Annotated in this window: 21 protein-coding genes; 6 read left to right on the forward strand and 15 right to left on the reverse strand. The window is 60.4% G+C overall.

All coding sequences use genetic code 11. The features are described from left to right. The first annotated feature begins 63 nt into the window (after nucleotides 1-63). Both mfd and O5O48_RS16565 read left to right on the forward strand, forming a co-directional pair. Nucleotides 64-3,549 carry a transcription-repair coupling factor gene (gene mfd / locus O5O48_RS16560; protein WP_269687641.1) on the forward strand — a complete coding sequence of 1,162 codons (3,486 nt, stop codon included), beginning with the start codon at nucleotides 64-66 and terminating at the stop codon, nucleotides 3,547-3,549. After that, nucleotides 3,546-4,112, forward strand: coding sequence for a CsiV family protein (locus tag O5O48_RS16565; RefSeq protein ID WP_088276498.1), 567 nt, complete (start codon nucleotides 3,546-3,548; stop codon nucleotides 4,110-4,112). The genes mfd and O5O48_RS16565 overlap by 4 nt, the downstream gene beginning before the upstream one ends. A 21-nt stretch (nucleotides 4,113-4,133) precedes the next feature. Here O5O48_RS16565 and O5O48_RS16570 read toward each other — a convergent pair whose 3' ends face one another. The 5 genes from O5O48_RS16570 to O5O48_RS16590 are packed head-to-tail and all read right to left on the reverse strand — an operon-like array spanning nucleotide 4,134 to nucleotide 8,292. Next, on the reverse strand, nucleotides 4,134-4,886 hold the full coding sequence (locus O5O48_RS16570) for an S-methyl-5'-thioinosine phosphorylase (protein WP_228246185.1): 753 nt from the start codon (nucleotides 4,884-4,886) through the stop codon (nucleotides 4,134-4,136). Next, nucleotides 4,883-6,046: a mechanosensitive ion channel family protein gene (locus O5O48_RS16575; RefSeq protein WP_269687642.1), complete on the reverse strand. Its 1,164-nt coding sequence runs from the start codon at nucleotides 6,044-6,046 to the stop codon at nucleotides 4,883-4,885. The genes O5O48_RS16570 and O5O48_RS16575 overlap by 4 nt, the downstream gene beginning before the upstream one ends. Then, a complete protein-coding gene (gene nagZ, locus O5O48_RS16580; RefSeq protein WP_269688726.1) occupies nucleotides 6,043-7,029 on the reverse strand; it encodes a beta-N-acetylhexosaminidase in 987 nt (328 codons plus the stop codon). The genes O5O48_RS16575 and nagZ overlap by 4 nt, the downstream gene beginning before the upstream one ends. Before the next feature lie 49 nt (nucleotides 7,030-7,078). Then, nucleotides 7,079-7,567 (reverse strand): L,D-transpeptidase, encoded by a 489-nt coding sequence (locus O5O48_RS16585; RefSeq protein ID WP_088276502.1) that lies wholly within the window; start codon nucleotides 7,565-7,567, stop codon nucleotides 7,079-7,081. A gap of 56 nt (nucleotides 7,568-7,623) precedes the next feature. Continuing rightward, nucleotides 7,624-8,292, reverse strand: a complete 669-nt coding sequence (locus O5O48_RS16590; RefSeq protein ID WP_088276504.1) for a TetR/AcrR family transcriptional regulator — start codon at nucleotides 8,290-8,292, stop codon at nucleotides 7,624-7,626. Nucleotides 8,293-8,495: 203 nt separating this feature from the next. Between O5O48_RS16590 and lexA the strand changes: the two genes are divergently transcribed. Together lexA and sulA are read left to right on the forward strand one after the other, a co-directional pair. Then, nucleotides 8,496-9,104: a transcriptional repressor LexA gene (gene lexA / locus O5O48_RS16595; RefSeq protein WP_269687643.1), complete on the forward strand. Its 609-nt coding sequence runs from the start codon at nucleotides 8,496-8,498 to the stop codon at nucleotides 9,102-9,104. 10 nt (nucleotides 9,105-9,114) lie between these two features. Continuing rightward, a complete protein-coding gene (gene sulA / locus O5O48_RS16600; RefSeq protein WP_233049404.1) occupies nucleotides 9,115-9,603 on the forward strand; it encodes an SOS-induced cell division inhibitor SulA in 489 nt (162 codons plus the stop codon). A 56-nt stretch (nucleotides 9,604-9,659) separates the two neighbouring features. Here the strand turns inward: sulA and O5O48_RS16605 are convergent, their stop codons facing one another. The 7 genes from O5O48_RS16605 to O5O48_RS16635 form a co-directional block, all read right to left on the reverse strand. Further along, the gene (locus O5O48_RS16605) at nucleotides 9,660-9,902 is read right to left on the reverse strand and encodes a hypothetical protein (RefSeq protein WP_088276508.1); all 243 of its coding nucleotides are present in this window, start codon (nucleotides 9,900-9,902) and stop codon (nucleotides 9,660-9,662) included. A 72-nt stretch (nucleotides 9,903-9,974) separates the two neighbouring features. Then, on the reverse strand, nucleotides 9,975-10,475 hold the full coding sequence (locus tag O5O48_RS16610) for a DUF6586 family protein (protein WP_228246696.1): 501 nt from the start codon (nucleotides 10,473-10,475) through the stop codon (nucleotides 9,975-9,977). Between the two features lie 11 nt (nucleotides 10,476-10,486). Next, the gene (topA, locus tag O5O48_RS16615; protein WP_233049402.1) at nucleotides 10,487-13,108 is read right to left on the reverse strand and encodes a type I DNA topoisomerase; all 2,622 of its coding nucleotides are present in this window, start codon (nucleotides 13,106-13,108) and stop codon (nucleotides 10,487-10,489) included. Between the two features lie 93 nt (nucleotides 13,109-13,201). Further along, nucleotides 13,202-13,414, reverse strand: a complete 213-nt coding sequence (locus O5O48_RS16620) for a DUF1653 domain-containing protein (protein WP_088276511.1) — start codon at nucleotides 13,412-13,414, stop codon at nucleotides 13,202-13,204. 83 nt (nucleotides 13,415-13,497) lie between these two features. Next, nucleotides 13,498-14,673, reverse strand: a complete 1,176-nt coding sequence (gene fadA / locus O5O48_RS16625) for an acetyl-CoA C-acyltransferase FadA (protein ID WP_228246698.1) — start codon at nucleotides 14,671-14,673, stop codon at nucleotides 13,498-13,500. 30 nt (nucleotides 14,674-14,703) lie between these two features. Continuing rightward, nucleotides 14,704-16,851, reverse strand: coding sequence for a fatty acid oxidation complex subunit alpha FadB (gene fadB / locus O5O48_RS16630; RefSeq protein WP_228246699.1), 2,148 nt, complete (start codon nucleotides 16,849-16,851; stop codon nucleotides 14,704-14,706). 249 nt (nucleotides 16,852-17,100) lie between these two features. Continuing rightward, nucleotides 17,101-17,394 carry a hypothetical protein gene (locus O5O48_RS16635; protein WP_228246700.1) on the reverse strand — a complete coding sequence of 98 codons (294 nt, stop codon included), beginning with the start codon at nucleotides 17,392-17,394 and terminating at the stop codon, nucleotides 17,101-17,103. Between O5O48_RS16635 and O5O48_RS16640 the strand changes: the two genes are divergently transcribed. Next, nucleotides 17,380-17,817: a universal stress protein gene (locus O5O48_RS16640; protein WP_088276515.1), complete on the forward strand. Its 438-nt coding sequence runs from the start codon at nucleotides 17,380-17,382 to the stop codon at nucleotides 17,815-17,817. The two genes, O5O48_RS16635 and O5O48_RS16640, sit on opposite strands and share 15 nt — an antisense overlap. Before the next feature lie 105 nt (nucleotides 17,818-17,922). Here the strand turns inward: O5O48_RS16640 and O5O48_RS16645 are convergent, their stop codons facing one another. Next, entirely contained in the window at nucleotides 17,923-19,845 is a 1,923-nt protein-coding gene (locus O5O48_RS16645) for an ATP-binding cassette domain-containing protein (protein ID WP_269687644.1), read from the reverse strand. A 254-nt stretch (nucleotides 19,846-20,099) separates the two neighbouring features. On the opposite strand from O5O48_RS16645, the gene O5O48_RS16650 reads away from it, so the two are divergent. Then, nucleotides 20,100-22,037, forward strand: a complete 1,938-nt coding sequence (locus O5O48_RS16650; RefSeq protein WP_269687645.1) for a transglycosylase SLT domain-containing protein — start codon at nucleotides 20,100-20,102, stop codon at nucleotides 22,035-22,037. 79 nt (nucleotides 22,038-22,116) lie between these two features. On the opposite strand, the gene O5O48_RS16655 is transcribed toward O5O48_RS16650, so the two are convergent. Together O5O48_RS16655 and nfuA are read right to left on the reverse strand one after the other, a co-directional pair. Next, a complete protein-coding gene (locus O5O48_RS16655) occupies nucleotides 22,117-23,049 on the reverse strand; it encodes a chemotaxis protein CheV (protein WP_088276518.1) in 933 nt (310 codons plus the stop codon). A 96-nt stretch (nucleotides 23,050-23,145) separates the two neighbouring features. Then, entirely contained in the window at nucleotides 23,146-23,730 is a 585-nt protein-coding gene (gene nfuA / locus O5O48_RS16660; RefSeq protein WP_088276519.1) for a Fe-S biogenesis protein NfuA, read from the reverse strand. Nucleotides 23,731-23,808: the final 78 nt, after the last annotated feature.

The raw sequence follows: 23,808 nt of genomic DNA on the forward strand, positions 1-23,808 counted from the left end.
TGCCTGCCGTTGCCAGCCTAGCATCGGCCAGCACGCCACCGAACCGACCTCAAGAGTTATCGCATGCCCGCATCAAAGCTGCTGCTATCTCCTCCATTGACGGCCGCCACCGGCAACCGCCTGTACTGGTCCGGCCTGCAGGGCGCCGCTCGCGCCCTGGCCATCGCCGAAGGTGCCCAGCAGCACGACGGCCTGAGCCTGGTGATCACACCCGACACCGCTGCCGCCGACAGTCTCGAGCAGGAGCTGCGCTTTTTCGCACCACAGCTCCCCGTCATCAGCTTCCCCGACTGGGAAACCCTGCCGTACGACCGTTTCTCTCCGCACCAGGACATCATCTCCCAGCGCCTTAAAACGCTGTTCCAGCTGCCTCGCATCGGCCAGGGCATCCTTGTTGTACCCATGACCACGGTGCTGCACCGGCTGCCGCCGCGTGAGTTTCTGGGCGGCTCGGTCCTGCTGCTGGAGATTGGCCAGCAACTGGACATCGACCGGATGCGCATCAACCTCGACGCGGCCGGCTACCGCTGCGTCGACACGGTCTACGAACACGGAGACTACGCGGTACGCGGAGCGCTGCTGGATCTCTATCCAATGGGTAGTGCACTGCCCTACCGCATCGACCTGCTGGACGACGAGATCGAGACGCTGCGCACCTTTGATCCGGAAACCCAGCGCTCGATCGACAAGGTAGACCGCATCCACCTGCTGCCGGCCAAGGAGTTCCCGCTCGACAAGTCTGCGCTGACTGGCTTTCGCGCGCGCTTTCGCGAACGCTTTGAAGTGGATCATCGGCGTTGCCCGCTGTACATGGACCTCAGCGAAGGCCTTGTTCCACCAGGCATTGAGTACTATCTGCCGCTGTTCTTCGACGAACTGGCCAGCCTGTTCGACTACCTGCCGAACAATACCCGGCTGTTCACCCTGCCCGGCATCGAGCAGAACGCCGAGCACTTCTGGCAGGACGTACGCACCCGCCACAGCGAACAGGGCGTAGACCCAACTCGCCCGCTGCTGCCGCCAGGCGAATTGTTTCTGCCGGTAGAGGAAGCCTTTGCGCTGCTCAAACAGCATCCGCGCATTGTCTGCCATCAGGATCGTCCTGACGAATCGCAGGCCAGCGTATTTGATTGCCCGCTGCCGCCCGACCTGGCGATCGACAACAAGCTGGAAAACCCGCTGTCGGCTCTGCAGCGCTTCCTGCAGCAACATCCGGGGCGCACCCTGTTCGTCGCCGAAACCGCTGGCCGCCGCGAAGCACTGACCGAGCTGCTGGCCCGCATCCGGATCAAACCGGATGACGTCGACAGCTGGCCGGCCTTCAGCACCGGCAGCAGCGCCGTCGCCATCACTATCGCGCCGCTCGACCAAGGCATGCTGATCAACAGTGCCGCCGTTGCCCTGATTGCCGAAAGCCAGCTGTTCGGCCAGCGTGTCATGCAGCGCCGCCGCCGTGGCAAGGCGACCGATCTGGGCGACGCGGTCATCCGAAACCTGACCGAGCTGCGCGAAGGCGCGCCGGTGGTTCATATCGACCACGGCGTCGGCCGCTATCGGGGTCTTACCAACCTGACCGTTGAAGATCAGCAGGCCGAGTTTCTGGTACTGGAGTACGCCGACGAGGCGACGCTGTACGTGCCAGTCGCCAACCTGCACCTGATTGCCCGCTATTCCGGCAGCGATGACGACAGTGCGCCACTGCACCGCCTGGGCTCTGATCAATGGCAGAAGGCGCGTCGCAAGGCCGCCGAGAAAGTTCGCGACGTCGCTGCCGAACTGCTCGACGTATATGCCCGCCGCGCCGCGCGCCAGGGCTTCAGCTTCGCCGACCCGGAACAGGACTACCAGAGCTTTGCCGACGACTTCCCGTTTGAGGAAACCGCCGACCAGTTGGCCGCCATTGAGGCGGTATTCAAGGACATGACCAGCCCGCAGCCGATGGACCGCCTGGTCTGCGGCGATGTCGGCTTCGGCAAGACCGAGGTCGCCATGCGCGCGGCCTTCCTCGCAGTGCACAGCGGCAAGCAGGTTGCGGTGCTGGTGCCGACCACCCTGCTCGCCCAGCAACACTACAACAGCTTCAAGGACCGCTTCGCCAACTGGCCGGTGCGCGTGGAAGTCATGTCGCGCTTCAAATCCGCCAAGGAAGTCAAAGCCGCGGCCGCCGAACTGGCCGAGGGCAAGGTCGACATCATGATCGGCACCCACAAGCTGCTGCAGGGCGACGTCCAGTTCCAGGATCTCGGCCTGGTGATCATCGACGAAGAGCACCGCTTTGGCGTGCGCCAGAAGGAGGCACTGAAAGCACTGCGCAGCGAAGTCGATGTGCTGACCCTGACCGCCACCCCAATCCCGCGCACCCTGAACATGTCGTTTTCCGGCATGCGCGACCTGTCGATCATCGCCACACCGCCCGCACGCCGCCTGTCGGTCAAGACCTTTGTCATGGTCCAACAGAAGCCCGTGGTCAAGGAAGCGATCCTGCGTGAGCTGCTGCGCGGCGGCCAGGTCTACTATCTGCACAACGACGTCGAGACCATCGAAAAATGCGCTGCCGATCTGGCCGAACTGGTGCCGGAAGCGCGCATTGGCATCAGCCACGGCCAGATGCCCGAGCGTGCACTGGAACAGGTGATGCGCGATTTCTACCATCGCCGCTTCAATATTCTGGTTACCAGCACCATCATCGAAACCGGCATCGACGTACCCAGCGCCAACACCATCATCATTGAGCGCGCCGACAAGTTCGGCCTGGCCCAATTGCATCAGCTGCGCGGGCGCGTTGGCCGCAGCCACCACCAGGCCTATGCCTACCTGCTTACTCCGGAAGGCCGAAAGATAACCAGCGACGCAGAGAAACGCCTGGAAGCCATCGCCGCCGCCCAGGATCTGGGCGCCGGTTTCACTCTGGCCACCCACGACCTCGAAATTCGCGGCGCCGGCGAGCTGCTGGGCGAAGGCCAGAGCGGCCAGATTCAGGCGGTCGGCTTTACCCTGTACATGGAAATGCTCGAACGCGCCGTCAAGGCGATCAAGCAAGGCAAGCAGCCTGAGCTGGAACAACCACTGGGCGGCGGAACCGATATCAATCTGCGCCTGCCGGCGCTGATTCCCGAAGACTACCTGCCCGACGTGCACGCCCGCCTGATCCTTTACAAGCGCATCGCCAACGCCGCAGACGAGGATGCTCTGAAGGATCTTCAGGTTGAAATGATCGACCGCTTCGGCTTGCTGCCGGAACCGGTAAAAACCCTGTTCCGGATCACCTCGCTGAAACTGCGTTGCGAGCCGCTGGGCATTACCAAGATTGACGTGGGTGCCGAGCATGGCCGTATCGAGTTTGCTGCAGATACCCGCATCGATCCGATGGTGCTGGTGCGTATGATTCAGGACAACCCGCAGCGCTATCGACTTGAAGGCGCTACGGTATTTCGCTTCAATTCGCCCATGGGCAATGCCGAGCTGCGCCTGAACACGGTCGAAGCCCTGTTCGAGCGCCTCGCCAACATCCCGAAAGACACCCCTCAAGGCAAAGGAAAACGCCCATGAAACTGCTGAGCAAACTGCTCTCGATTGCCCTGCTGTCCACCCTGGCCGGCTTCTCGCTGGTGGCCAGCGCCGAAGAGTATCTGGTCGAAGTCGTCTTTTTCGGTCAGCCGTCGGCACCGTTGGTACAGGGCAGCAATCCGGAGCTTGATTGGGAAGTAGACGCGGTAGATCTGGAAAACACTGCGCGAACCGATGTTCGCGCCATCGACCAGACCCGCTACCGCCTCAGTGACCAGGCCCGCAAGCTGGAGCAGAACGGCTATCAGATCTACCTGCATCAGGCATGGTCACAACCACTGGATAACGACCTGGTCGTCGCCCTGCACCGCGGCAATCCAGAAAACGGGGTTTATCCGATTCAGGGGCTGGTTAACCTGCGCCAGGCAACCCTGACCGAACTGAAGGTAGCGTTCTGGCGCAACCGCTCAGCGGCGGAACTGCAACTGCAGTCCGAGACGCCACTGATTTCCGAGTTCCTGCATCAAACCCGCGCATTGCGCCCGGGTGAAGTTCATTACCTGGACCATCAGAGCCTTGGCATGCTGGTCACCATCAGCCGCTGATCACCTCAGCCCGCCGCACGCTCAGGCGTGTGGCGGGCCCTGCAATAGCCGCTGCAGCACAGCCTTGACCTGCTGCATGCCTGCCACGACAACCGCCTCGATAGCTTCCATGGTAATCACCTCGGTCGCCTTGCCGGCCGCCGGATTGACCACCAGCGCCAGACAGGCGTAGGCGAGCCCCAGCTCTCGGGCCAGCGCCGCCTCGGGCATACCGGTCATGCCGACCAGATCCGCGCCATCGCGCTCCAACCTTCGAATCTCGGCCGCAGTTTCCAGCCGCGGCCCCTGGGTTGCCGCGTAGACGCCAAACGGCAGACAACCGATATTCTGCGCCTTGAGGGCGGCCAGCAGCTGCTCGCGCACTGGCTCGTCGTACGGCGAGGTGAAATCAATGTGGGTGACGCTTTGCAGATCATCCTCGAAGTAAGTCGAGGCACGCCCCCACGTATAGTCGATCAGCTGATCCGGCACGCAGAACGTGCCGGTCTGCAACTGCGGGTGAATACCGCCGACCGCATTGACCGCAACGATGCGATCAACTCCGGCTTCCCGCAGCGCCCAGAGGTTTGCCCGGTAATTGACCCGATGCGGCGGTATCCGATGCGGATGACCATGCCGCGCCAGAAAACAGACCGCCTGCCCGTCAATACGGCCACGGACAACCGGCGCAGAAGGCGCACCCCAAGGAGTCTGAATCAGCTCTTCACTCTCGATTTCCAGACCGTCCAGGGCACTGAGGCCGGTACCACCGATAACACCCCAAATCCCGCTCACGCGTCATTCTCCTGCAGCTCACGCACAGAATCGCGCGGCCGCCCGTCGGCAAGCTGAGCGCCGCGCAACTCAAGCGCATCCGGCAAATGAATGGTCGACGTCGGAAATGCGACCTGGGCCTCATGCTTCTCGACGATCGCCAGAATCTTCAACAGCACATCCTCCTTCACCCGGTGGAACTCGGCCCATACCGGCGTCGTGAAGCAGTAGATAAAGAAATCCACCGACGACGGCGAGCAACGATCAAAGAACACCATCAGAGTCTGTTCCTGATCGATATCCTCATGCGCCTGCAGCATCTTGCGCACGTCCGCCACAATCGGCTCCATGCGCTTGATATCGTCATAGCGAATACCGATATGCTCGTAGATTCGCCGATGGGTCATGCGTGAGGGGTTTTCCACCACAATATTGGCGAACACCGCGTTGGGGATGTATAGCGGGCGCTTGTCGAAGGTGCGAATCCGGGTCAAACGCCAGCCGATATCCTCGACGGTACCTTCAATGTTGCGATCCGGCGAGCGTATCCAGTTGCCCACCACAAAGGGGCGATCCAGATAGATCATCAGCCCGCCGAAGAAGTTCGCAAGCAGATCCTTGGCAGCAAAGCCGACGGCAATACCACCAATACCACCAAATGCCAGCACCCCGGAAATGCTGTATCCGAGCGACTGCAACACGACCAGCGCCGCAGTGATGACCACAGAAGCCCTGAGCAACTTGCCAATCGCACCAACCGTCGTTTTGTCGGCCGGTATTTCCCGGTAGGCCGGATCAACAAGCCGCTGCTCAACCTGCTGCATCATGCGCAGGACAAACCAGGTCAGCAGCCCAATCAGCAGCAGCCGCTGCACCTGATCCAGCACCGCGGCCAGATCGTCATCCATCTGCAGCGCAGTGATCCGTGCGGCCCACAGCAGCCCCATACTCCAGATCAGCACCCAGGCCGGGCGCCGCGCCGCATCGACCAGCGCATCGTCCCAGATATTGCGGGTTTTCTCGGCGCGTGCCTGAACGTGATCCAGCACGCGCTTGGCAATGTAGGCGCAGACCAGCGACGCCAGCACTACCGCGAATACGTGGTAGATCCAGGCCTCGCCAATCAACGGAAGCTGTTCAAGCTGCAGCTGCTCCGGCAGCTGTTGGATTAAATCATTCAAACCAGATCAAACTCCCTCAACAAGGAAACAGCCTGACGCCATTCGGGCGTCGCACGGTAGTCTGCACCAGCAGGGGCGCCTGTCAGCATGCGAGCGATGCGGGGCGGGCTTTGCAACCCTTGTTTCTGCGCGTGTACCAGGCCTTCTTCCGCCGCCGCACGGTCATTGCAGATCAGCAGCATGTCGCACCCCGCCGCCTGCGCCGCGTCAATCCGCTCGGCCATACCGCCGACCGCATGCGCACCAGCCATGGTCAGGTCATCACTGAAAATGACGCCATCAAAACCCAGCTCTGCGCGCAGGATGTCCTGCAGCCAGCGGGTCGAGAATCCGGCGGGCAACGCATCAACCTGCGAATACACCACGTGGGCCGGCATGATGCCGTCCAGCTTGCCGGCCAGCCTCGCAAACGGTACGAGATCGGTACGCCGAATACCGTCCAGCGAGCGCTCATCCACCGGCAGCGCAAAGTGCGAATCCGCCTCGGCCCAGCCGTGGCCAGGGAAGTGCTTGCCGGTGGCCGCCATACCCGCCGCGTGCAGACCATCAATATAGGCACTGGCGAGACGTGCCACCCGATCAGGATCGCCGCCCAGCGAGCGATTACCGATCACCTGACTACGACCGTAATCAAGATCAAGAACCGGCGCAAAGCTGATATCGATACCACAGGCCAGCATCTCGGTCGCCATTACCCAGGCAGCAGCCCGGGCCACCGCGTCAGCCTGCGCGTCAGCCACCGCAGCGACGTCGGCCAGCGCGGGCAGCCTGAGTACGTCACGGCGCAGGCGCTGAACGCGCCCGCCTTCCTGGTCTATCGCTATCAGCATGTCCGGGCGCTCCTTGCGGATGGCCCTTACCAGCTCGGCGACCTGGCGCGGCGATTCTGTATTGCGCGCAAACAAGATCAAGCCGGCGACTTCCGGCTGACGCAACAACTGCCTGTCCTCTGCTTCCAGCCAAAGGCCAGGCAGATCCAGCATCAAGGCACCCTGTTTCAATATTGCTTCTCCTGAAAACGACAGCGCATCATCACTGCGCGTCAATCTGAACGCTACAACCGACCGGCGTGCGCTCGAACAGTTCCAGCATGTCGGCATTACGCAGACGAATGCAGCCATGGGACAGCGGCGCACCCATCGGCTGATCGTCGCCGGTACCATGCAGATAGATATAGCGGCGCTGAGAATCAACCCGGCCACCGCGGTTGAATCCGACCTGCTCACCGCAGAGCCAGAGAATTCGGGTCAAAATCCAGTCACGCTCGGGAAATTGCTCCGCCAGCGCCCGGGTCCATACCTCCCCGGTGGGACGCCGGCCGATGAACACGGCACCCAGCGGCTGACCATCGCCGATTCGAGCGCGCACCCGATGGGCGCCGCGCGGCGTGCAGCCAGACCCTTCCTGCTCGCCAGGGCCATTAAGCGCTGTGGATACGGCATAACGACAGACAACCTCGCCAGCGCAGAAGCCAACCAGGGTCTGATCGTTCAGGGAAATATGAATATGATCGAGCTGCATGTCACCTCCAGCGCTGCGCACACCTTAGCGGACAGCGCAGCGGAGGTAAATGCAGGTTACAGCGCCATCGCCTCGGGCCGGCTCAACGTCGCGCTCTCGGCGCGCATTCCGGCTGCCAGGAACGGAACCATCAGCCGCAACACATCGTCGACCGGACGCGGCTCGCCCAGCTCCGCCTCCGCAATCGCACGCAGCGCCTTCATGCTGGACATGGTGAAGGCCGCGCTGCCGAGCATAAAGTGAACGCGCCAGAACAGCTCCTGCGGAGGGATGCCCGGCACAGCACTGACCAGAAGCTGCATATAACGCTGAAATACCTTGCCATACACCTCGCTGAGGTATTTGCGCAGATGGCCCTGGCTCTGGTTGAATGCGAGCCCTAGCAACCGCATGAAGGTTGAGAGGTCATGGCCGTTGCGCGGCTTCACTGCCAGCGCCTGCTGAACCAGCATTTCGAGCAGAACCTCAAGACTGGGTGGCGCGCCCTTGTCACGCGACTCGCGCAGATCCAGTTCCTTCTCAAGGCTGCTGACGAAGGGGTCCAAGAACCGGACGAACACGGCCTGAATCAATGCCTTCTTTGAGCCAAAATGGTAGTTGACCGCGGCCAGATTGACGCCTGCCTTGCTGGTGATCAGACGTAGAGAGGTTTCCGCGAAACCCTTTTCGGCAAAAAGCTGTTCTGCGGCGTCAAGTATTCGCTTGACCGTGTCGGACTGCGCCATGCGCTCCCCCAAGTGAGGCAAACATTCGTTTCAAACATACGTTTAAAACGATTTTAGTGTCAACCCCAGACTACCTCCCCGCCCACGTAAATCCCATCCTCCCTTTGGCAAACCGGTGAACAGCGACACGAAAATTAGGGGTTGCCGGAGCAAAACAACTGTATATAATCTCAGTTACTGGATAAAAACACAGGCAACCCGCCATGCAGAAACTTACCGCGCGACAACAGCAGGTTCTGGCGTTCATCAAGGAATACATGGACAGCAACGGCTACCCGCCGACGCGCGTCGATATTGCCAAGACTCTGGGCTTCAAGTCGCCCAACGCAGCCGAAGACCATCTGCGCGCCCTGGCCCGCAAGGGCGCTATCGAGATGATCCCCGGCGCCTCGCGCGGTATTCGCCTGCCGGAATCGGATAGCGAAGCCAGTGATGACCAGCTTCCGGTGATCGGTCAAGTGGCAGCCGGTGCGCCGATTCTGGCGCTTGAAAATATCGAAGACCATTGCCGTATCTCCCCCGACTTTTTCACCCCCCGCGCCGACTACCTTCTGCGGGTCCATGGGGAAAGCATGAAAGACATCGGCATCATGGACGGCGACCTGCTGGCAGTACACCGTACCAGCGAAGTCCGTAACGGGCAGGTCGTAGTGGCCCGCATAGGAGAAGAAGTCACGGTAAAACGCTTTCAGCGCCAGGGCCGCAAGGTCTCGCTGATTGCAGAAAACCCGGACTTCAGGCCGATTGAGATCGACCTTGCAGAACAGGAACTTACCATTGAAGGTTTAAGCGTCGGAGTTATCCGCCGCTGAGGAGCTGATCATGCAGTACGCCCGCACCGAGCAACAGACCCTGACCCAGACCGACCTGTTTCACAACGCCCTGATGGCAACACGCCTGAAGCACCGTGCCTTTGCGCAGCCAGCACAGGCACTGCCGCAGGATGATGAACAGGATGGCAGTTACAGCGAGATGACCCTGCATGGCAGCGCCCGCCAGTGCCTGCAGTGGCTGGCCCCGGTGCTGCGCGAACTGAGCCAGAAAGACAGCCGGCGCTGGCTTACCCTGATCGACCCGCCCGCTGCACTCAGCCAGCAATGGCTTCGCGGCGCCAACCTCGACCCTCAACGCATCATGATCGTGCGCTCCAAGGCCGGCATGGACAGCCTCAAACTCTGCTGCGACCTGCTCAGGATGGGCGGCAGCCATACCGTTGTCAGCTGGCTTGATCACGACAGCTGCATTGCCCCGCGCCTGGAACGAGCGGCCCAGGCCGGCCGCTGCCACAGCCTGAACGTCCATCTGGGCTGAAAACAGATACAAAAAAGGCCAGCTCAATGCTGGCCTTTGAACTATCGCGGTGTCGATTAATGCAGGACACGGCTTTCAGGGATGGCGTCGCCGTCGTCATCCTCATCCATCATCTGGCCAGCGGCCTGCATACCGGCACTGATCATCGCCTTGGCAACTTCAATATAGCTTTCCTGCAGATATTCCCGCGCATCGCGGGAAAACTCGATCACCACCAACGGCTCACCCTCTTCGTCGGAACGGCGCAGAGCAACCTTGCCATTGGCGAGCTCGACGATTTCAAGGAAGGGTGAAGGCATTGCGGATATCTCCTGTCTGAACTGCGCGCAGTGTAACACAGCGCCGTACTCACGGCATCCGCGATACCGCCTTCACCATTCCTGCATGCCGTCGCGATAGGCACGTACGCGACGGGAAACCTCCTGCAGGGCTTCCTCGGCTTGCACACTGGTCCACTCGGTGACCGGCGTGGCACTGGTGGCAATCAGCGAGTTGGTCGAGTTGTCGACCGGCTGCGGCGGTGCCTGCAATCGCTGCCAGGCGGCAATGACACCGGCCAACCAGGTACCAGCGCTGTCAGCCAGCTCGGTGAGTTCCGCCAGCTCGGGACCGGGAAACCGACTGACTACCGCGGGTACCAGCACCGATTCGACCTGACGCGCATCAACCAGCGGCCAGCGGTACCGGTCTGCCACCTCATGAATCAGCGCCAATACGCCCCGGTAGAGATGAAAGACCGCATGCTCACGATGATACTGCGCCTGCGTCAGTGCATCGATCGCGTCGCTCTGCTCTGCCTGCTGCCAGGACTCGATCGCACGGCGGGCAAAATACAACGCCTGATTGGTGCGGGTATAGACTTCATTAGCCATAGTTGCCTGCCTTACCGCTTGGCCTTCTTGCTGCGGCCGTCATCCACCGACCACTGCTTGCCATCATGGAAAGCCCGCCATCCTGTGGGCTTACCCTCAACTTCGGTCTGCACGTACTGCTCCTTGGTCTTGCGGCTGTAGCGCACGACAGTCGGATTGCCGTCAGGATCAGCCACCGGCGCATCCAGCAGGAAGTGGTATTTCGGATCAATCTCCGCCTTGTGCGGAATCAGCTCCTTGACCAGAGGCGCCCGGGTTTCCCGGTTTTTCGGGAACTGGCTTGCAGCCAGGAACAGGCCGGAAGCACCGTCGCGCAGTACGTATACATCATCAACCTTTTCACACTTGAGTTCCGGCATCGGCACCGGATCCGCTTTCGGCGGCGCGGCCTCACCGTTACGCAGCAGCTTGCGGGTGTTCTTGCACTCGCTGTTGGTACAGCCGAAATACTTGCCGAAACGGCCGGTCTTGAGCTGCATTTCGCTGCCGCACTTGTCGCACTCAAGGGTTGGACCGTCATAGCCCTTGATCTTGAACTGACCTGTCTCGATCTCGAAACCCGAGCAATCCGGGTTGTTACCACAGACATGCAACTTGCGCCGCTCGTCGATCAGATAACTGTCCATCGCGGTGCCGCAGATAGCGCAACGATGCTTGCCACGCAGCACGCGAGACTCGCCTTCTTCGTCATCTGCCGCCACTTCATTGCCCGGCACCAGGTTAATGGTCGCCTTGCAACGCTCTTTCGGTGGCAGGGCATAACCGGAACAGCCGAGGAACACACCCGTCGAGGCCGTACGAATCATCATCGGTCGACCACAATCCTGACACGGGATATCGGTCATCGTCGGCTGATTCGCGCGCATCCCCTTATCTTCACCAGACGCAGAGGCGGCACTCAACTTGGCACTGAAATCGGCATAGAAATTATTCAGCACCTGCTTCCACAGCACTTCACCGTGAGCGACGTCATCCAGTGACTCCTCCATCTTCGCGGTAAAGCCATAGTCCATCAGGTTCGGGAAGCTCTCGTTCAGGCGCTCGGTAACGATATCGCCCATCTTCTCGGCGTAGAACCGGCGGTTATTCAGGGTCACGTAGCCACGATCCTGAATCGTGGAAATAATCGACGCATAGGTCGAAGGGCGGCCAATGCCACGCTTTTCCAGCTCCTTGACCAGGCTGGCTTCGGCGTAGCGCGCCGGCGGCTTGGTGAAGTGCTGCTTGGGGTCCAGGCCCTGCAGCGCCAGCACATCATCAACCTTGATCTCCGGCAACACCTCGTCTTCGCCGCCCTTGCCCTGCTGCGGCATCACCCGGGTATAGCCGTCAAACTTGAGAATGCGGCCCTTGGCACGCAACTCAAACTCGCCAGCGGCTACCTGGATACTGGTCGACAGGTACTTGGCCGGCGTCATCTGACACGCCACAAATTGACGCCAGATCAACTCATACAGACGTTCAGCATCGCGCTCCATGCCTTTGAGATCGGTCTGCTTGAGCTTGACGTCGGAAGGACGGATGGCTTCGTGTGCTTCCTGCGCGCCTTCCTTGCTGCTGTACAGGTTCGGCTTTTCCGGCAGGTAGGCGTCGCCAAAGTTGCTTTCGATATAGCTGCGCGCCATCGCAATGGCATCCGCCGACAGATTGGTCGAGTCGGTACGCATATAGGTGATGTAACCCGCCTCGTAGAGACGCTGGGCCATCATCATGGTTTTCTTCACACTGAAACCCAGGCGCGTACTGGCAGCCTGCTGCAGTGTGGAGGTAATAAAGGGCGCATTCGGACGCGAGCTGGTCGGCTTGTCCTCACGCTTGACCGCCTTGTAGGCCGCCTTTTCAAGCACCGCCAGCGCGGCATCGGTCTGCGCCTTGTTGGTCGGGCGGAAGGTCTCACCGTTCTGCTTGACCACCTCGAAGCGGACACTTTCTGCCTTGGGCGTGTTCAGGCGCGCATGCACCTCCCAGAACTCCTCAGGCACAAAGGCACGGATTTCGCGCTCACGATCAACGATCAGCTTGACCGCCACCGACTGCACGCGGCCAGCAGAAAGCCCGCGAGCAATCTTCTGCCACAACAGCGGCGAAACCATATAACCCACCACGCGATCAAGGAAACGACGCGCCTGCTGGGCATTGACCCGGTTCATATCCAGCTCACCAGGCTGCGAGAACGCCTCCTGGATAGCCTTTTTGGTGATTTCGTTGAACACCACGCGCTTGTAGCGTGAATCGTCGCCACCGATGCTCTCGCGCAGGTGCCAGGCAATGGCTTCCCCTTCGCGGTCCAAGTCCGTTGCGAGATAGACGGTGTCGGCATCCTTGGCCAAACGACGCAGCTCGTCGACGACCTTTTCCTTGCCGGGCAGAATTTCGTAGTGGGCCTTCCAGTCGTTCTCCGGATCGACACCCATGCGCTTGACCAGTTGCGCCCTGGCTTTCTGCTGCTTTTCCTGCTCGCTGGCAGCGGTCTTGCGCCCACCCCTGGGTTTGCTTTCGGTCTTGCCACTGCCGCTGGTGGGCAGGTCGCGAATATGGCCGATACTCGACTTCACCACATACTCGTTACCGAGATACTTGTTGATTGTCTTGGCCTTGGCTGGCGACTCCACAATGACCAGTGCTTTTCCCATGGATACTTTTTTTCCTGACCCGAACTGAACTCGAAACTGGCGACTCAGCCACATCACACGGCAAACTGCCGGATGGGCTGGAAGGGCCAGAGCCTACACGTCTTCGCTGATAAAGGTAAAGCGCGGATGTGACTCGCCGTCAACCTCGACCACTTCGTTGAACATGGCCAGCGGTCTTACCCAGAGGTCGAAGTCGCCGTACAGGGTTCGATACACGACGAGCGGCTCCTCGGTCTCCGAGTGCCGCGCCAGACCGATGACCTGATAGTCCTTTCCTTTATAGTGCCGATAACGTCCCGGACGCATTACTGCCCTCCTCTGTATCCAGTGTCAGCATCAATAAAAAAGCCGAGGCACAAGGCCTCGGCTTTCGCTACCACCTGCAGACTTCAGACACGCTCGAAGACTGTGGTGATACCCTGACCCAGACCAACGCACATGGTAGAGATACCGATAGTGCCGCCGTTCTGTTTCATGACGTTCAACAGAGTACCGGAGATACGTGCACCGGAGCAGCCAAACGGGTGACCCAGGGCGATCGCACCGCCGTGCAGGTTCACTTTCTCGTCCATCTTGTCCAGCAGCTTCAGGTCTTTCAGGACCGGCAGTGCCTGGGCAGCGAAGGCTTCGTTCAGTTCAACGAAGTCGACGTCATCCATGGTCAGGCCGGCGCGCTGCAGTGCCTTCTTGGTGGACGGTACCGGACCGTAACCCATGATCGCCGGATCAACACCGGCAACCGCCATGGAGCGAATGACCGCCAGCGGCTCAAGACCCAGGGCCTGGGCGCGCTCGGCAGACATCACGATCATGCAGGAAGCGCCGTCAGTGATCTGCGAGGAGGTACCCGCAGTGACGGTACCGCCTTTCGGGTTGAACGCCGGGCGCAGGGCAGCCAGGCTCTCGATGGTGGTTTCCGGGCGAATGGTTTCGTCCTCGGTGAACACCCGCAGGAAGCCGTTCTCGTCGTGGCCTTCCATCGGGATGATTTCATCCTTGAAGTTACCTTCGACGGTGGCCTTGTGCGCCAGACGGTGAGAACGCTCACCGAAGGCGTCCTGCTGCTCGCGGGTGATGCCATGCATCTTGCCCAGCATTTCAGCAGTCAGACCCATCATGCCGGACGCCTTGGCAGCGTACAGCGACAGTGCCGGGTTCGGATCAACACCGTGCATCATGCCAACGTGACCCATGTGCTCGACGCCACCGACGACGAACACATCACCGTTACCGGTCATGATCGCCTGAGCAGCGGTGTGCAGCGCACTCATGGACGAACCACACAGACGGCTGACGGTTTGCGCGGCACTGGTGTGCGGAATCGGGGTCATCAGCGACGCCATGCGTGCGATGTTCCAACCCTGCTCCAGGGTCTGGTTTACACAGCCCCAGATCACATCTTCGACTTCTGCCGGATCGATCTTCGGGTTACGTGCCAGTACGCCGGTAATCAGGTTGGCGGACAGGGTTTCAGCACGCACGTTGCGATACATGCCGCCCTTGGAACGGCCCATCGGGGTGCGGCCGAAATCGACAATTACGACGTCTCTCGGATTCAGGCTCATAGATTTACTCTCGCTCTGTACGTTCCGCGGTTAACCGAAGAATTTCTGACCGTTCTTCGCCATTTCACGCAGCTTTTCAGTCGGTGCGTACATGGCGCCGAACTCGGCGTATTTATCAGCAATGGCAACAAACTCGGCCACGCCGATGGTGTCGATGTAACGCAGGGCGCCACCACGGAAGGGCGGGAAGCCGATACCGTAGACCAGACCCATATCTGCGTCAGCCGCGGATTCGACGATGCCATCTTCCAGGCAGCGTACGGTTTCCAGGCACAGCGGAACCATCATGATTTCGATGATTTCCTCGTCGGTGAACTCGCGCTGCTCCAGAACCACTTCTTTCAGCAGTTCATAAGCCTTGGCGTCGACAACCTTCTTCGGCTTGCCCTTCTTGTCCATCTCGTAGGCATAGAAGCCGCTGCCGGTCTTCTGACCCAGACGGCCGGCGTCGTACATGACGTCAACAGCGGTGCGGGTCTTGTCGGCCATACGGTCCGGGTAGCCTTCAGCCATGACGTCACGGCCGTGGTGACCGGTGTCCATGCCGACAACGTCCATCAGGTAAGCCGGGCCCATCGGCCAGCCAAACTTTTCCATGACCTTGTCAACGCGCTGGAAGTCGGCACCCATGCCGATCAGGCGAGCAAAGCCACCGAAATACGGGAACAGGATACGATTGACCAGGAAGCCGGGGCAGTCGTTGACCACAACCGGGGTCTTGCCCATCTTCTTGGCGTAGGCAACGGTAGTAGCAACCGCTTTGTCGCTGGACTTCGCGCCACGGATAACCTCAACCAGCGGCATCATGTGTACCGGGTTGAAGAAGTGCATGCCGCAGAAGTTCTCCGGACGCTTGAGCGCCTCGGCCAGATAGGTGATGGAGATAGTCGAGGTATTGGAAGTGATGATGGTGTCTTCCGTTACCTGACCTTCCACTTCTGCCAGCACCGCGTGCTTGACCTTCGGATTCTCGACAACCGCTTCAACCACCAGGTCAACTTCCTTGAAGTCGCCGTAAGACATGGTCGGACGGATGGCGTTCAGCGCCTTGGCCATTTGCTCAGGCTTCATGCGGCCTTTGGCAACACGCTTGCCCAGCAGCTTGGAGGCTTCGTCCAGACCCAGCTGGATGCCTTCCTCGCGGATATCCTTCATCAGGATCGGAGTGCCCTTGACGGCAGACTGGTAGGCGATACCGCCACCCATGATGCCTGCGCCCAGTACGGCAGCCAGCTTCACATCACCAGCCTGCTTGTCGTACTTCTTGGCTTTGTGCTTGAGCACCTGATCGTTCAGGAACAGACCAACGAGGCTGGCAGCAACAGAGGTCTTGGCCAGCTTGGCAAAACCGGCAGCTTCAATTTCCAGCGCCTTTTCACGGCCGTGGTTGGCGGCCTTCTGGATGGTCTTGATCGCTTCAACCGGTGCCGGGTAGTTCGGGCCAGCCTGACCGGCGACGAAACCCTTGGAGGTTTCAAACGCCATCATCTGCTCGATGGTGTTCAGCTTGACCTTTTCCAGTTTGGGCTGACGCTTGGCCTTGTAGTCGAGCTCGCCGGCGATGGCACGCTTGATCACGTCAATGGCAGCCGCCTTGAGCTGGTCATCGGCAACAACCGCATCAACTGCACCGGCTTTCAGCGCCTTGTCGGCACGCTGCTCGGTACCGCCGCAGATCCACTCGATGGCGTTGTCCACGCCGATCAGGCGCGGCAGGCGAACGGTGCCACCGAAGCCCGGGTAGATACCCAGCTTGACTTCCGGCAGACCGATCTTGGCGCTGGCGGCCATGACACGGAAATCGGCAGCCAGACACATTTCCAGACCACCACCCAGCGCGATGCCATTGATGGCAGCAACGGTGGGAACGTTCAGGTCTTCAAATGCGTTGAAGATCTTGTTGGCTTCCAGGTTTCCGGCAACCAGATCTTCTTCCGGCAGCTTGAACGTACCAACGAACTCGGTGATGTCGGCGCCGACGATGAAAACGTCCTTGCCGCTGGTGACAACAACGCCGGTGACATCGGCATTGTTCTGGATGGCCTCTACCGCCGCCTGCAGCTCGGACAGAGTGGCGCTGTTGAACTTGTTGACCGACTCGCCCTGCAGATCAAATCTGAGCTCGACGATGCCGTCTTCAAGGCCTTGAACCGTGATGGCTTTACCTTCGTAAATCATCAACTGATCTCCACGCTATGAAAAGCACATGAGAAACACCGGCCAGCCACGTCTCTTTGCCGACACGTCGCCTGCCAGTGTCATGAACGATCCCGATAATCGGGGGACACGCTGAATCAAAAAATTCATACGACCGTTTGATTCGGGTGCGCACACCTTCTTTGAATTCAGCCCTGTTGTCAATTGGGGGACGGCATCAGCGCCGCCAAAACAGCTGTCTTCCCCCAACAAAAACAACAAATAAATTCTTTAAAAACAATTAGATAAAAAGAACACCCAATTCCAAACCAGACCATCAACTTTCTCTTCAAGCAATGCAGCCTGCAGCAAAAAACCCGTCTCCACAGCAGTCGCGGCTGCCGCCAGGCCATGAAAAAACGGACGGAAACAGTCTGCATCAACGCCCTGATCGGCGCTATGCTGAGAATAGACGAGGTTCGCCAGGCAGCCGCGGAAGCCCTCGAAGAAACGGGCTGCACCTTGCTCGACAAGACTGCTAGTATCGCTGCAAAAAAGGAGAAAGAGCCGATGCTGTACAAACATGTGCTGGTCGCGGTTGACCTGATCGAAGAGTGCCGCGCTGTCGCTGACCACGCCCTGCAGCTGGCCAAAGCCCTGGATGCAAAGCTGTCATTGCTGCACGTGGTAGAACCGCTGGCAATGGCATACGGCGGAGATGTACCCATGGACCTGTCGATGCTGCAGCAACAGCAGTTCGAGCAGGCAAAGGAGCGCATGCAGCTGTTTGCTGCGGATTACGGCCTGCCTGAAGAACAGCTGCAGATTGCCTTCGGCCATCCGCGCCAGGAAATCCACCGGGTCGCCACCGAGCAGGATTGCGACCTTATCGTCGTAGGCAGCCACGGCCGCCACGGCCTGGCGCTGCTGCTGGGTTCAACCGCCAACGACGTACTGCACGGCGCGCCCTGCGACGTGATCGCAGTGCGGCTGGGGAAGAAGGGCTAGCGCCCCTGCGGGAGCTGCAAGCCACAAGCCTCAAGCTGCAGGAGAAACCCGGAAGACAGCCTTCCCTCGCTTGTAGCTTGTAGCTTGTAGCTAGAGCGAGATGGCTTAGCCGCCCGCCATATCCTCCAGCTCCGCCCAGCGCTCCATGGCGGCGTCCAGTTCGGCCTGTTTGGCTTCCACTGCCGCCAGCACCGGGGCAGTCACCTCATGGGACTGCAGGTAGAAATCGGGATCACCGACCTGCACCTGCAAGGCTTCCAGCTCCGCTTCCAGCTTTTCCAGCACCGCAGGCAAGCCATCCAGTTCGCGCTGCAACTTGTAGCTGAGTTTGGGCTTGGCGGCTGCTGCCGGTGCTGCCGGAACCGGCTCAGGGGTCGGCTCGGCAACAGGCGCACTCTGGGGCTGCGCCTTTTCACCCCACTCCGCGAGTTGGTCAACACTGCCGCCCTGCCGCAGCCAGTCGGCATAGCCGCCGACATACTCACGCACCCTGCCCTGACCTTCAAACACCAGACTGCTGGTGACCACGTTATCCAGAAACGCCCGGTCGTGGCTGACGATCAGCACGGTGCCGTCGAAACCGGCGAGCACTTCTTCCAGCAGTTCCAGGGTTTCCACGTCGAGATCGTTGGTCGGCTCATCGAGCACCAGCAGGTTGGCGGGTTTGCTGAACAAGCGCGCCAGCAGCAGCCTTGCGCGTTCGCCACCGGACAGTGCCTTGACCGGCGTACGGGCGCGCTCGGCAGAGAACAGAAAGTCCCCGAGATAGCTGATGATGTGGCGGCGATCGCCATTGATCTCGATGAAGTCGCGCCCCTCGGAAATATTGTCGATCACGGTCTTTTCCGGATCGAGCTGATCACGTAACTGATCGAAGTAGGCGACCTCCAGCCGCGTGCCGCTATGAATGCGGCCACTGGTTGGCTGCAACTGCCCCAGCAGCAGCTTGAGCAGGGTACTTTTGCCGGAACCGTTGTTGCCGATCAGACCGATCCGATCCCCGCGAATCACATTAAGCGACAGGTCACGCACCAGCGGCGCGCGGCCAGGCCAGGCAAAGCTGACATTCTCGACCTCAATAACCCGCTTGCCGGACGCCTCGGCAGTTTCCAGCTGAAAGCTCGCCTTGCCCTGACGCTCAATACGCTGGGCACGCTCTTCGCGCATCGCCTTGAGCGCGCGCACACGGCCTTCGTTACGGGTACGGCGGGCCTTGATGCCCTGACGAATCCAGACCTCTTCCTGCGCCAGCTTCTTGTCGAACAACGCATTGGCTGTCGCTTCGGCTGCCAGCTGCTGCTCCTTGTGCTCCAGGAAGCTGCGATAGTCACCCTGCCAATCAATCAGCTGACCGCGATCCAGCTCAAGAATGCGGGTCGCCAAGGCCTGCAGGAATGCCCGGTCGTGGGTGATAAACAGCACCGCACCACGGAACTCCAGCAGCACGCTTTCCAGCCAGGCGATGGTATGAATATCCAGGTGGTTGGTCGGTTCGTCCAGCAGCAGCACGTCCGGCTCTGCCACCAGCGCCTGCGCCAGCAGCACCCGGCGGCGCCAGCCACCGGAGAGCTCCGACATCTGCTTGTCGGCCGGCAATCCGAGCCGGGTCAGGGTGGTATCGACCAGTTGATCAAGACGCCAACCGTCCTTCGCCTCCAACTGCCCCTGCACCTTCTCCAGCCGCGCCAGCTCGGCGTCACCCATATCACCGGAGATCAGATGATGATACTCGGCAAGCAGCTCACCGACACCAGCCAGACCGGACGCCACCACGTCATAGACGGTCTTGTCATCGGCCGCCGGCAGCTCCTGCGGCAACTGCCCCACCTTCAATCCCGGGGCAAACCAGATCTCGCCTTCGTCGGCTGTCTGCTCACCGGTCACCAGGCGAAACAGGCTGGATTTACCCGCACCGTTGCGACCAATCAGGCAGACCCGCTCGCCACGATCGAGCTGAAAGCCCACTTTATCCAGCAGCGGATTGAGCCCGTAGGCCAGAGATACATCGGAAAACGAAAGCAGCGGCATAACTCACCTGTTGGCTATCAAGCCGGACATTCTACCCTGTGCGGCGGCAACACATAACCGCCACCCGGCGATTGATTAAGGAAGCACTGATTAATTCCACATGCCCGCTGCGAGCGGAACCGAGCAAGTGCCCGCTTCCCCCTATGCCGATATCAGGCAAACCGCTAAGCTGTAGCAACAGCCTTGTCGTCCGTCGCACTCGCGACGAGCAGCTGACGTTCAATCGCGCTACACCGCCCTGCGGCAGGATCATCATGCGTTACCAAACCCGCTTCGCTCTTCGTCACACCCTTATCGTCATCAGCGCTCTGCTGCTGCCCGCGCTGTCGCACGCCGACGGTCGCATCGAAAGTCAGCGACTGGCCTATGACCGGGCCCTCGTCAGCATAGAAAAGCAGCAGTGGGCCGTGTTCCAGCAGCTCGAACCCGGTCTGCGCAGCTACATTCTTTACCCCTATGTGCGCCAGGCCTATCTGAATCAGACCTTTGCCAGCGCATCAGACGAAGATCTGGCCCGATTCGTTACCGGGCACAGCGACCTGCCGTTTGTCGCACGACTCAAGGACCGCTGGCTGACCCGGCTGGCCAGTGAGGGCAAGTGGGCACTGTTCGATCAGCACTACCTGCCCGGCGACAGAAACGCCAGCCAGGACTGTCGACGCGCCATGCACCAATGGGACCTGGGCGACCGCGCCGGCGCCATGCAGCAGGCCCGCACGCTTTGGACGGTTGGCCGCTCTCAGCCCAATGCCTGCGACCCCCTGTTTGAGCGCTGGCGCGCCGCTGGCGGCCTGACGGACGAGATCGTCTGGCAGCGTATTCGACTCGCCCTGCTCTACCGACAGGACGCGCTGGCGCGCTATCTGACCAAACTGATGCAACAGAATCAGGCACTGGCGACCCTGTTTGTCGACACTGCTACCCAACCGGCCAAACTGGCCGATGCCGACCGCTACCGGGGCCTGCCGGCCAGCAAGATGGCAGATATCGCCACAGTCTCGCTGCGCCGCATGGGCCGTGACGACGCCAGTGGGGCCCTCGCCCTGTGGCCACATTACCGCGACCTGCCGTACAGCGACGAAGACCGCCTGGCCATCACCCGTGACATTGGCGTGCGTCTGGCCAAGAAGATCGACCCGGCGGCGCTGCCGTTCATGGCCGCCAACGATCCACGCATGCAGGACGACGATGTCAGCGAATGGCGTGTGCGACTGGCCTTGCGCACCCGCCAATGGGATACCGCCCGACAGCTGACTGAACAGCTGCCGGCGTCACTGGCCGAACAGAGCCGCTGGCGCTACTGGCGCCTGCGCAGCACTCAGCTGTCCTCCAGCTCCGCCGGTGAGCTGGTCAGCGAATACAAGTCACTCGCCCAGGAACGGGACTTTTACGGATTCCTGGCCGCCGAGCGTGCCCGCCAGCCCTACGCCCTCAATCACCAGCGCGCCAGTGTCGCCGACGAGGTAATGCGCAGCGTGCAACAGGATCCGGGCATCCTGCGTGCCCGCGAGTTCCTTGATCGCAACGACGTTATCAGCGCCCGGCGGGAGTGGTATCACGCCGGCGAACGCTTCAATCGCGAGCAACTGATTGCCCAGGCGGTGCTGGCAAACGACATGGCCTGGTACTTTCCGGCCATCCGTGGAGTCAGCCAGGCGCAGTACTGGGACGATCTGGATATCCGCTTCCCGATGGCCTACCAGCAACCGATTCAGGATCAGGCCCGTGCACGCCAGATCAACTCCACCTGGGTCTACGCCATCACCCGTCAGGAAAGCGCCTTCATGGCCGACGCCCGCTCGCATGCCGGCGCCATGGGCTTGATGCAACTGATGCCCGCTACTGCACGGGAAACTGCGCGTCGCTACGCCATTCCCTATTCAGGCAACCACGACGCGCTGATCCCGGAACGCAATATCGCACTGGGCGCCGCCTATCTGTCCGGCCTCAGCCAGCAGTTCCGTGGCAATCGCGTCCTCGCGTCTGCCGCCTACAATGCCGGCCCGGGTCGCGTGCGGCAGTGGACACGAGGCATGGGCAGCCTGCCCGCCGATGTCTGGATCGAATCCATCCCGTTTGATGAAACCCGCAAGTATGTGCAGAGCGTGCTGAGCTACGCGGTGATCTACGGCCAGAAACTCGGCATTCAGCAACCAGTGATGGAGCAGCACGAGCGCTATCTGGAACCGTAAGGATGCCAAAGGGTTGGGGGCGCTACGCCCCCATGATGCGTGGGGTGGCCTAAGCCAAAGGCGTGTCCACCGCAATGGCTCAGGCGTCGAGAAGCTGCAGGCGCGTGCGCACGGTTTCTACCAGTTGATCAGGTTGGAACTTGGACAGAAATCCGTCACAGCCCACCTTCTCGACCATCGCCTTGTTGAAATTGCCAGACAGGGAGGTGTGCAGCACCACGTAGAGGTTCTTCAGGCGCGGATCCTGGCGAATCTCGGTGGTCAGGCGGTAGCCGTCCATCTCCGGCATTTCCGCGTCGGTAATCACCATCAGCAGCCGCTCGTTGATGTCTTCACCCGCATCAACCCAGGCTTTGAGCATCTTCAGGGCTTTCAGACCATCCGTTGCCACATGCAGTTTCAGGTCCAGCTGGGCCAGCGTGTCGCGCACCTGATTTACCCCGGTCGGCGAGTCATCCACTACCAGCACCTCACGTCCGCGGGCACGCTCAAGCAGCGGATCCTCCAGCAGCGCATCACTGACACGGGTATTGAACGGCACGATCTCGGCCAGCACTTTTTCCACGTCGATGATTTCAACCAGCCGCATATTCTCCAGACGGGTAATGGCGGTCAGATAATGCGCGCGACCTGCACCCCGCGGCGGGGGCTGCACGGCATCCCAGTTGAGATTGAGAATACGGTCCACCGTGCGCACCAGGAAAGCCTGAACCGACAGGTTGTACTCGGTCACGATGATGGTGCTGTCGGGTTCGGCCTTCTGCGGCTGAAGGCCTATGGCTCCGGAGAGATCAATGACCGGAATGGTCTGTCCACGCAGGTGAATCACACCAACGACGTGCGGATGGCGCTGCGGCATCTGAGTCAGAGCCGGCAGCGTGAGCACTTCGCGAATCTTGAACACGTTGAGGGCAAACAGCTGGGGGCCGGCCAGCTGAAACAGCAATATTTCCAGCCGGTTCTCGCCTACCAGGCGAGTCCGCTGATCGACCGTATCCAGTACCCCTGCCATAACTCGCCTCGCCAAACCGTAAACTCAGGGACTGGCAGGATGCCAGCCCGGTTCAGGCAGTATAGCGCCAGTCAGGCGAGGAAAGACAAGTCGTGCTCAGTAGTAGGCGTTTTCGGTTACCGAGTGGTCGGTAGCGTCACGCACCCCGTTAATCTCCGGAATCCGCGCGATCATGGTTTTCTCAATGCCTTCCTTGAGGGTCACGTCCACCATGCCGCAGCCCTGACAACCGCCGCCAAACTGCAGAATGGCAATACCGCCCTCGACAACATCGATCAGCTTGACCTCACCACCGTGGCTGGCCAGCCCCGGATTGATTTCAGTCTGCAGCAGATAGTTGATTCGGTCGTTCAACGGGCTGTCATCGTTGACCATCGGCACCTTGGCGTTTGGTGCCTTGATGGTCAGTTGACCGCCCATGCGGTCGGTGGCGAAGTCAACGAGTGCCTCCTCCAGAAAAGGCTCACTGACCGCATCGATCCAGACACGGAAGGACTCCAGCGCCAGCAGGCGGTCCTCGGGCTTCTCTTCACCAGGTTTGCAGTAGGCGATACAGGTCTCCGCGTAGGGCGTGCCCGGCTGCGTGATAAACACCCGGATGCCGACACCCTCGGTGTCCTGCTTTGACAGCAGATCAGCCAAATACTCTTCCGCTGCCTTGGTAAAGATAATGCCTGCCATGAAATGCCTCTTGCTCAATGACCAGAGGGTGCAAGTGTAAGGGATGCGGCTGCACGAATAAAGCCCTACCTTTTTGCT

It is taken from the genome of Halopseudomonas sp. MFKK-1 (genome assembly GCF_027474385.1).
GTDB lineage: Bacteria > Pseudomonadota > Gammaproteobacteria > Pseudomonadales > Pseudomonadaceae > Halopseudomonas > Halopseudomonas aestusnigri.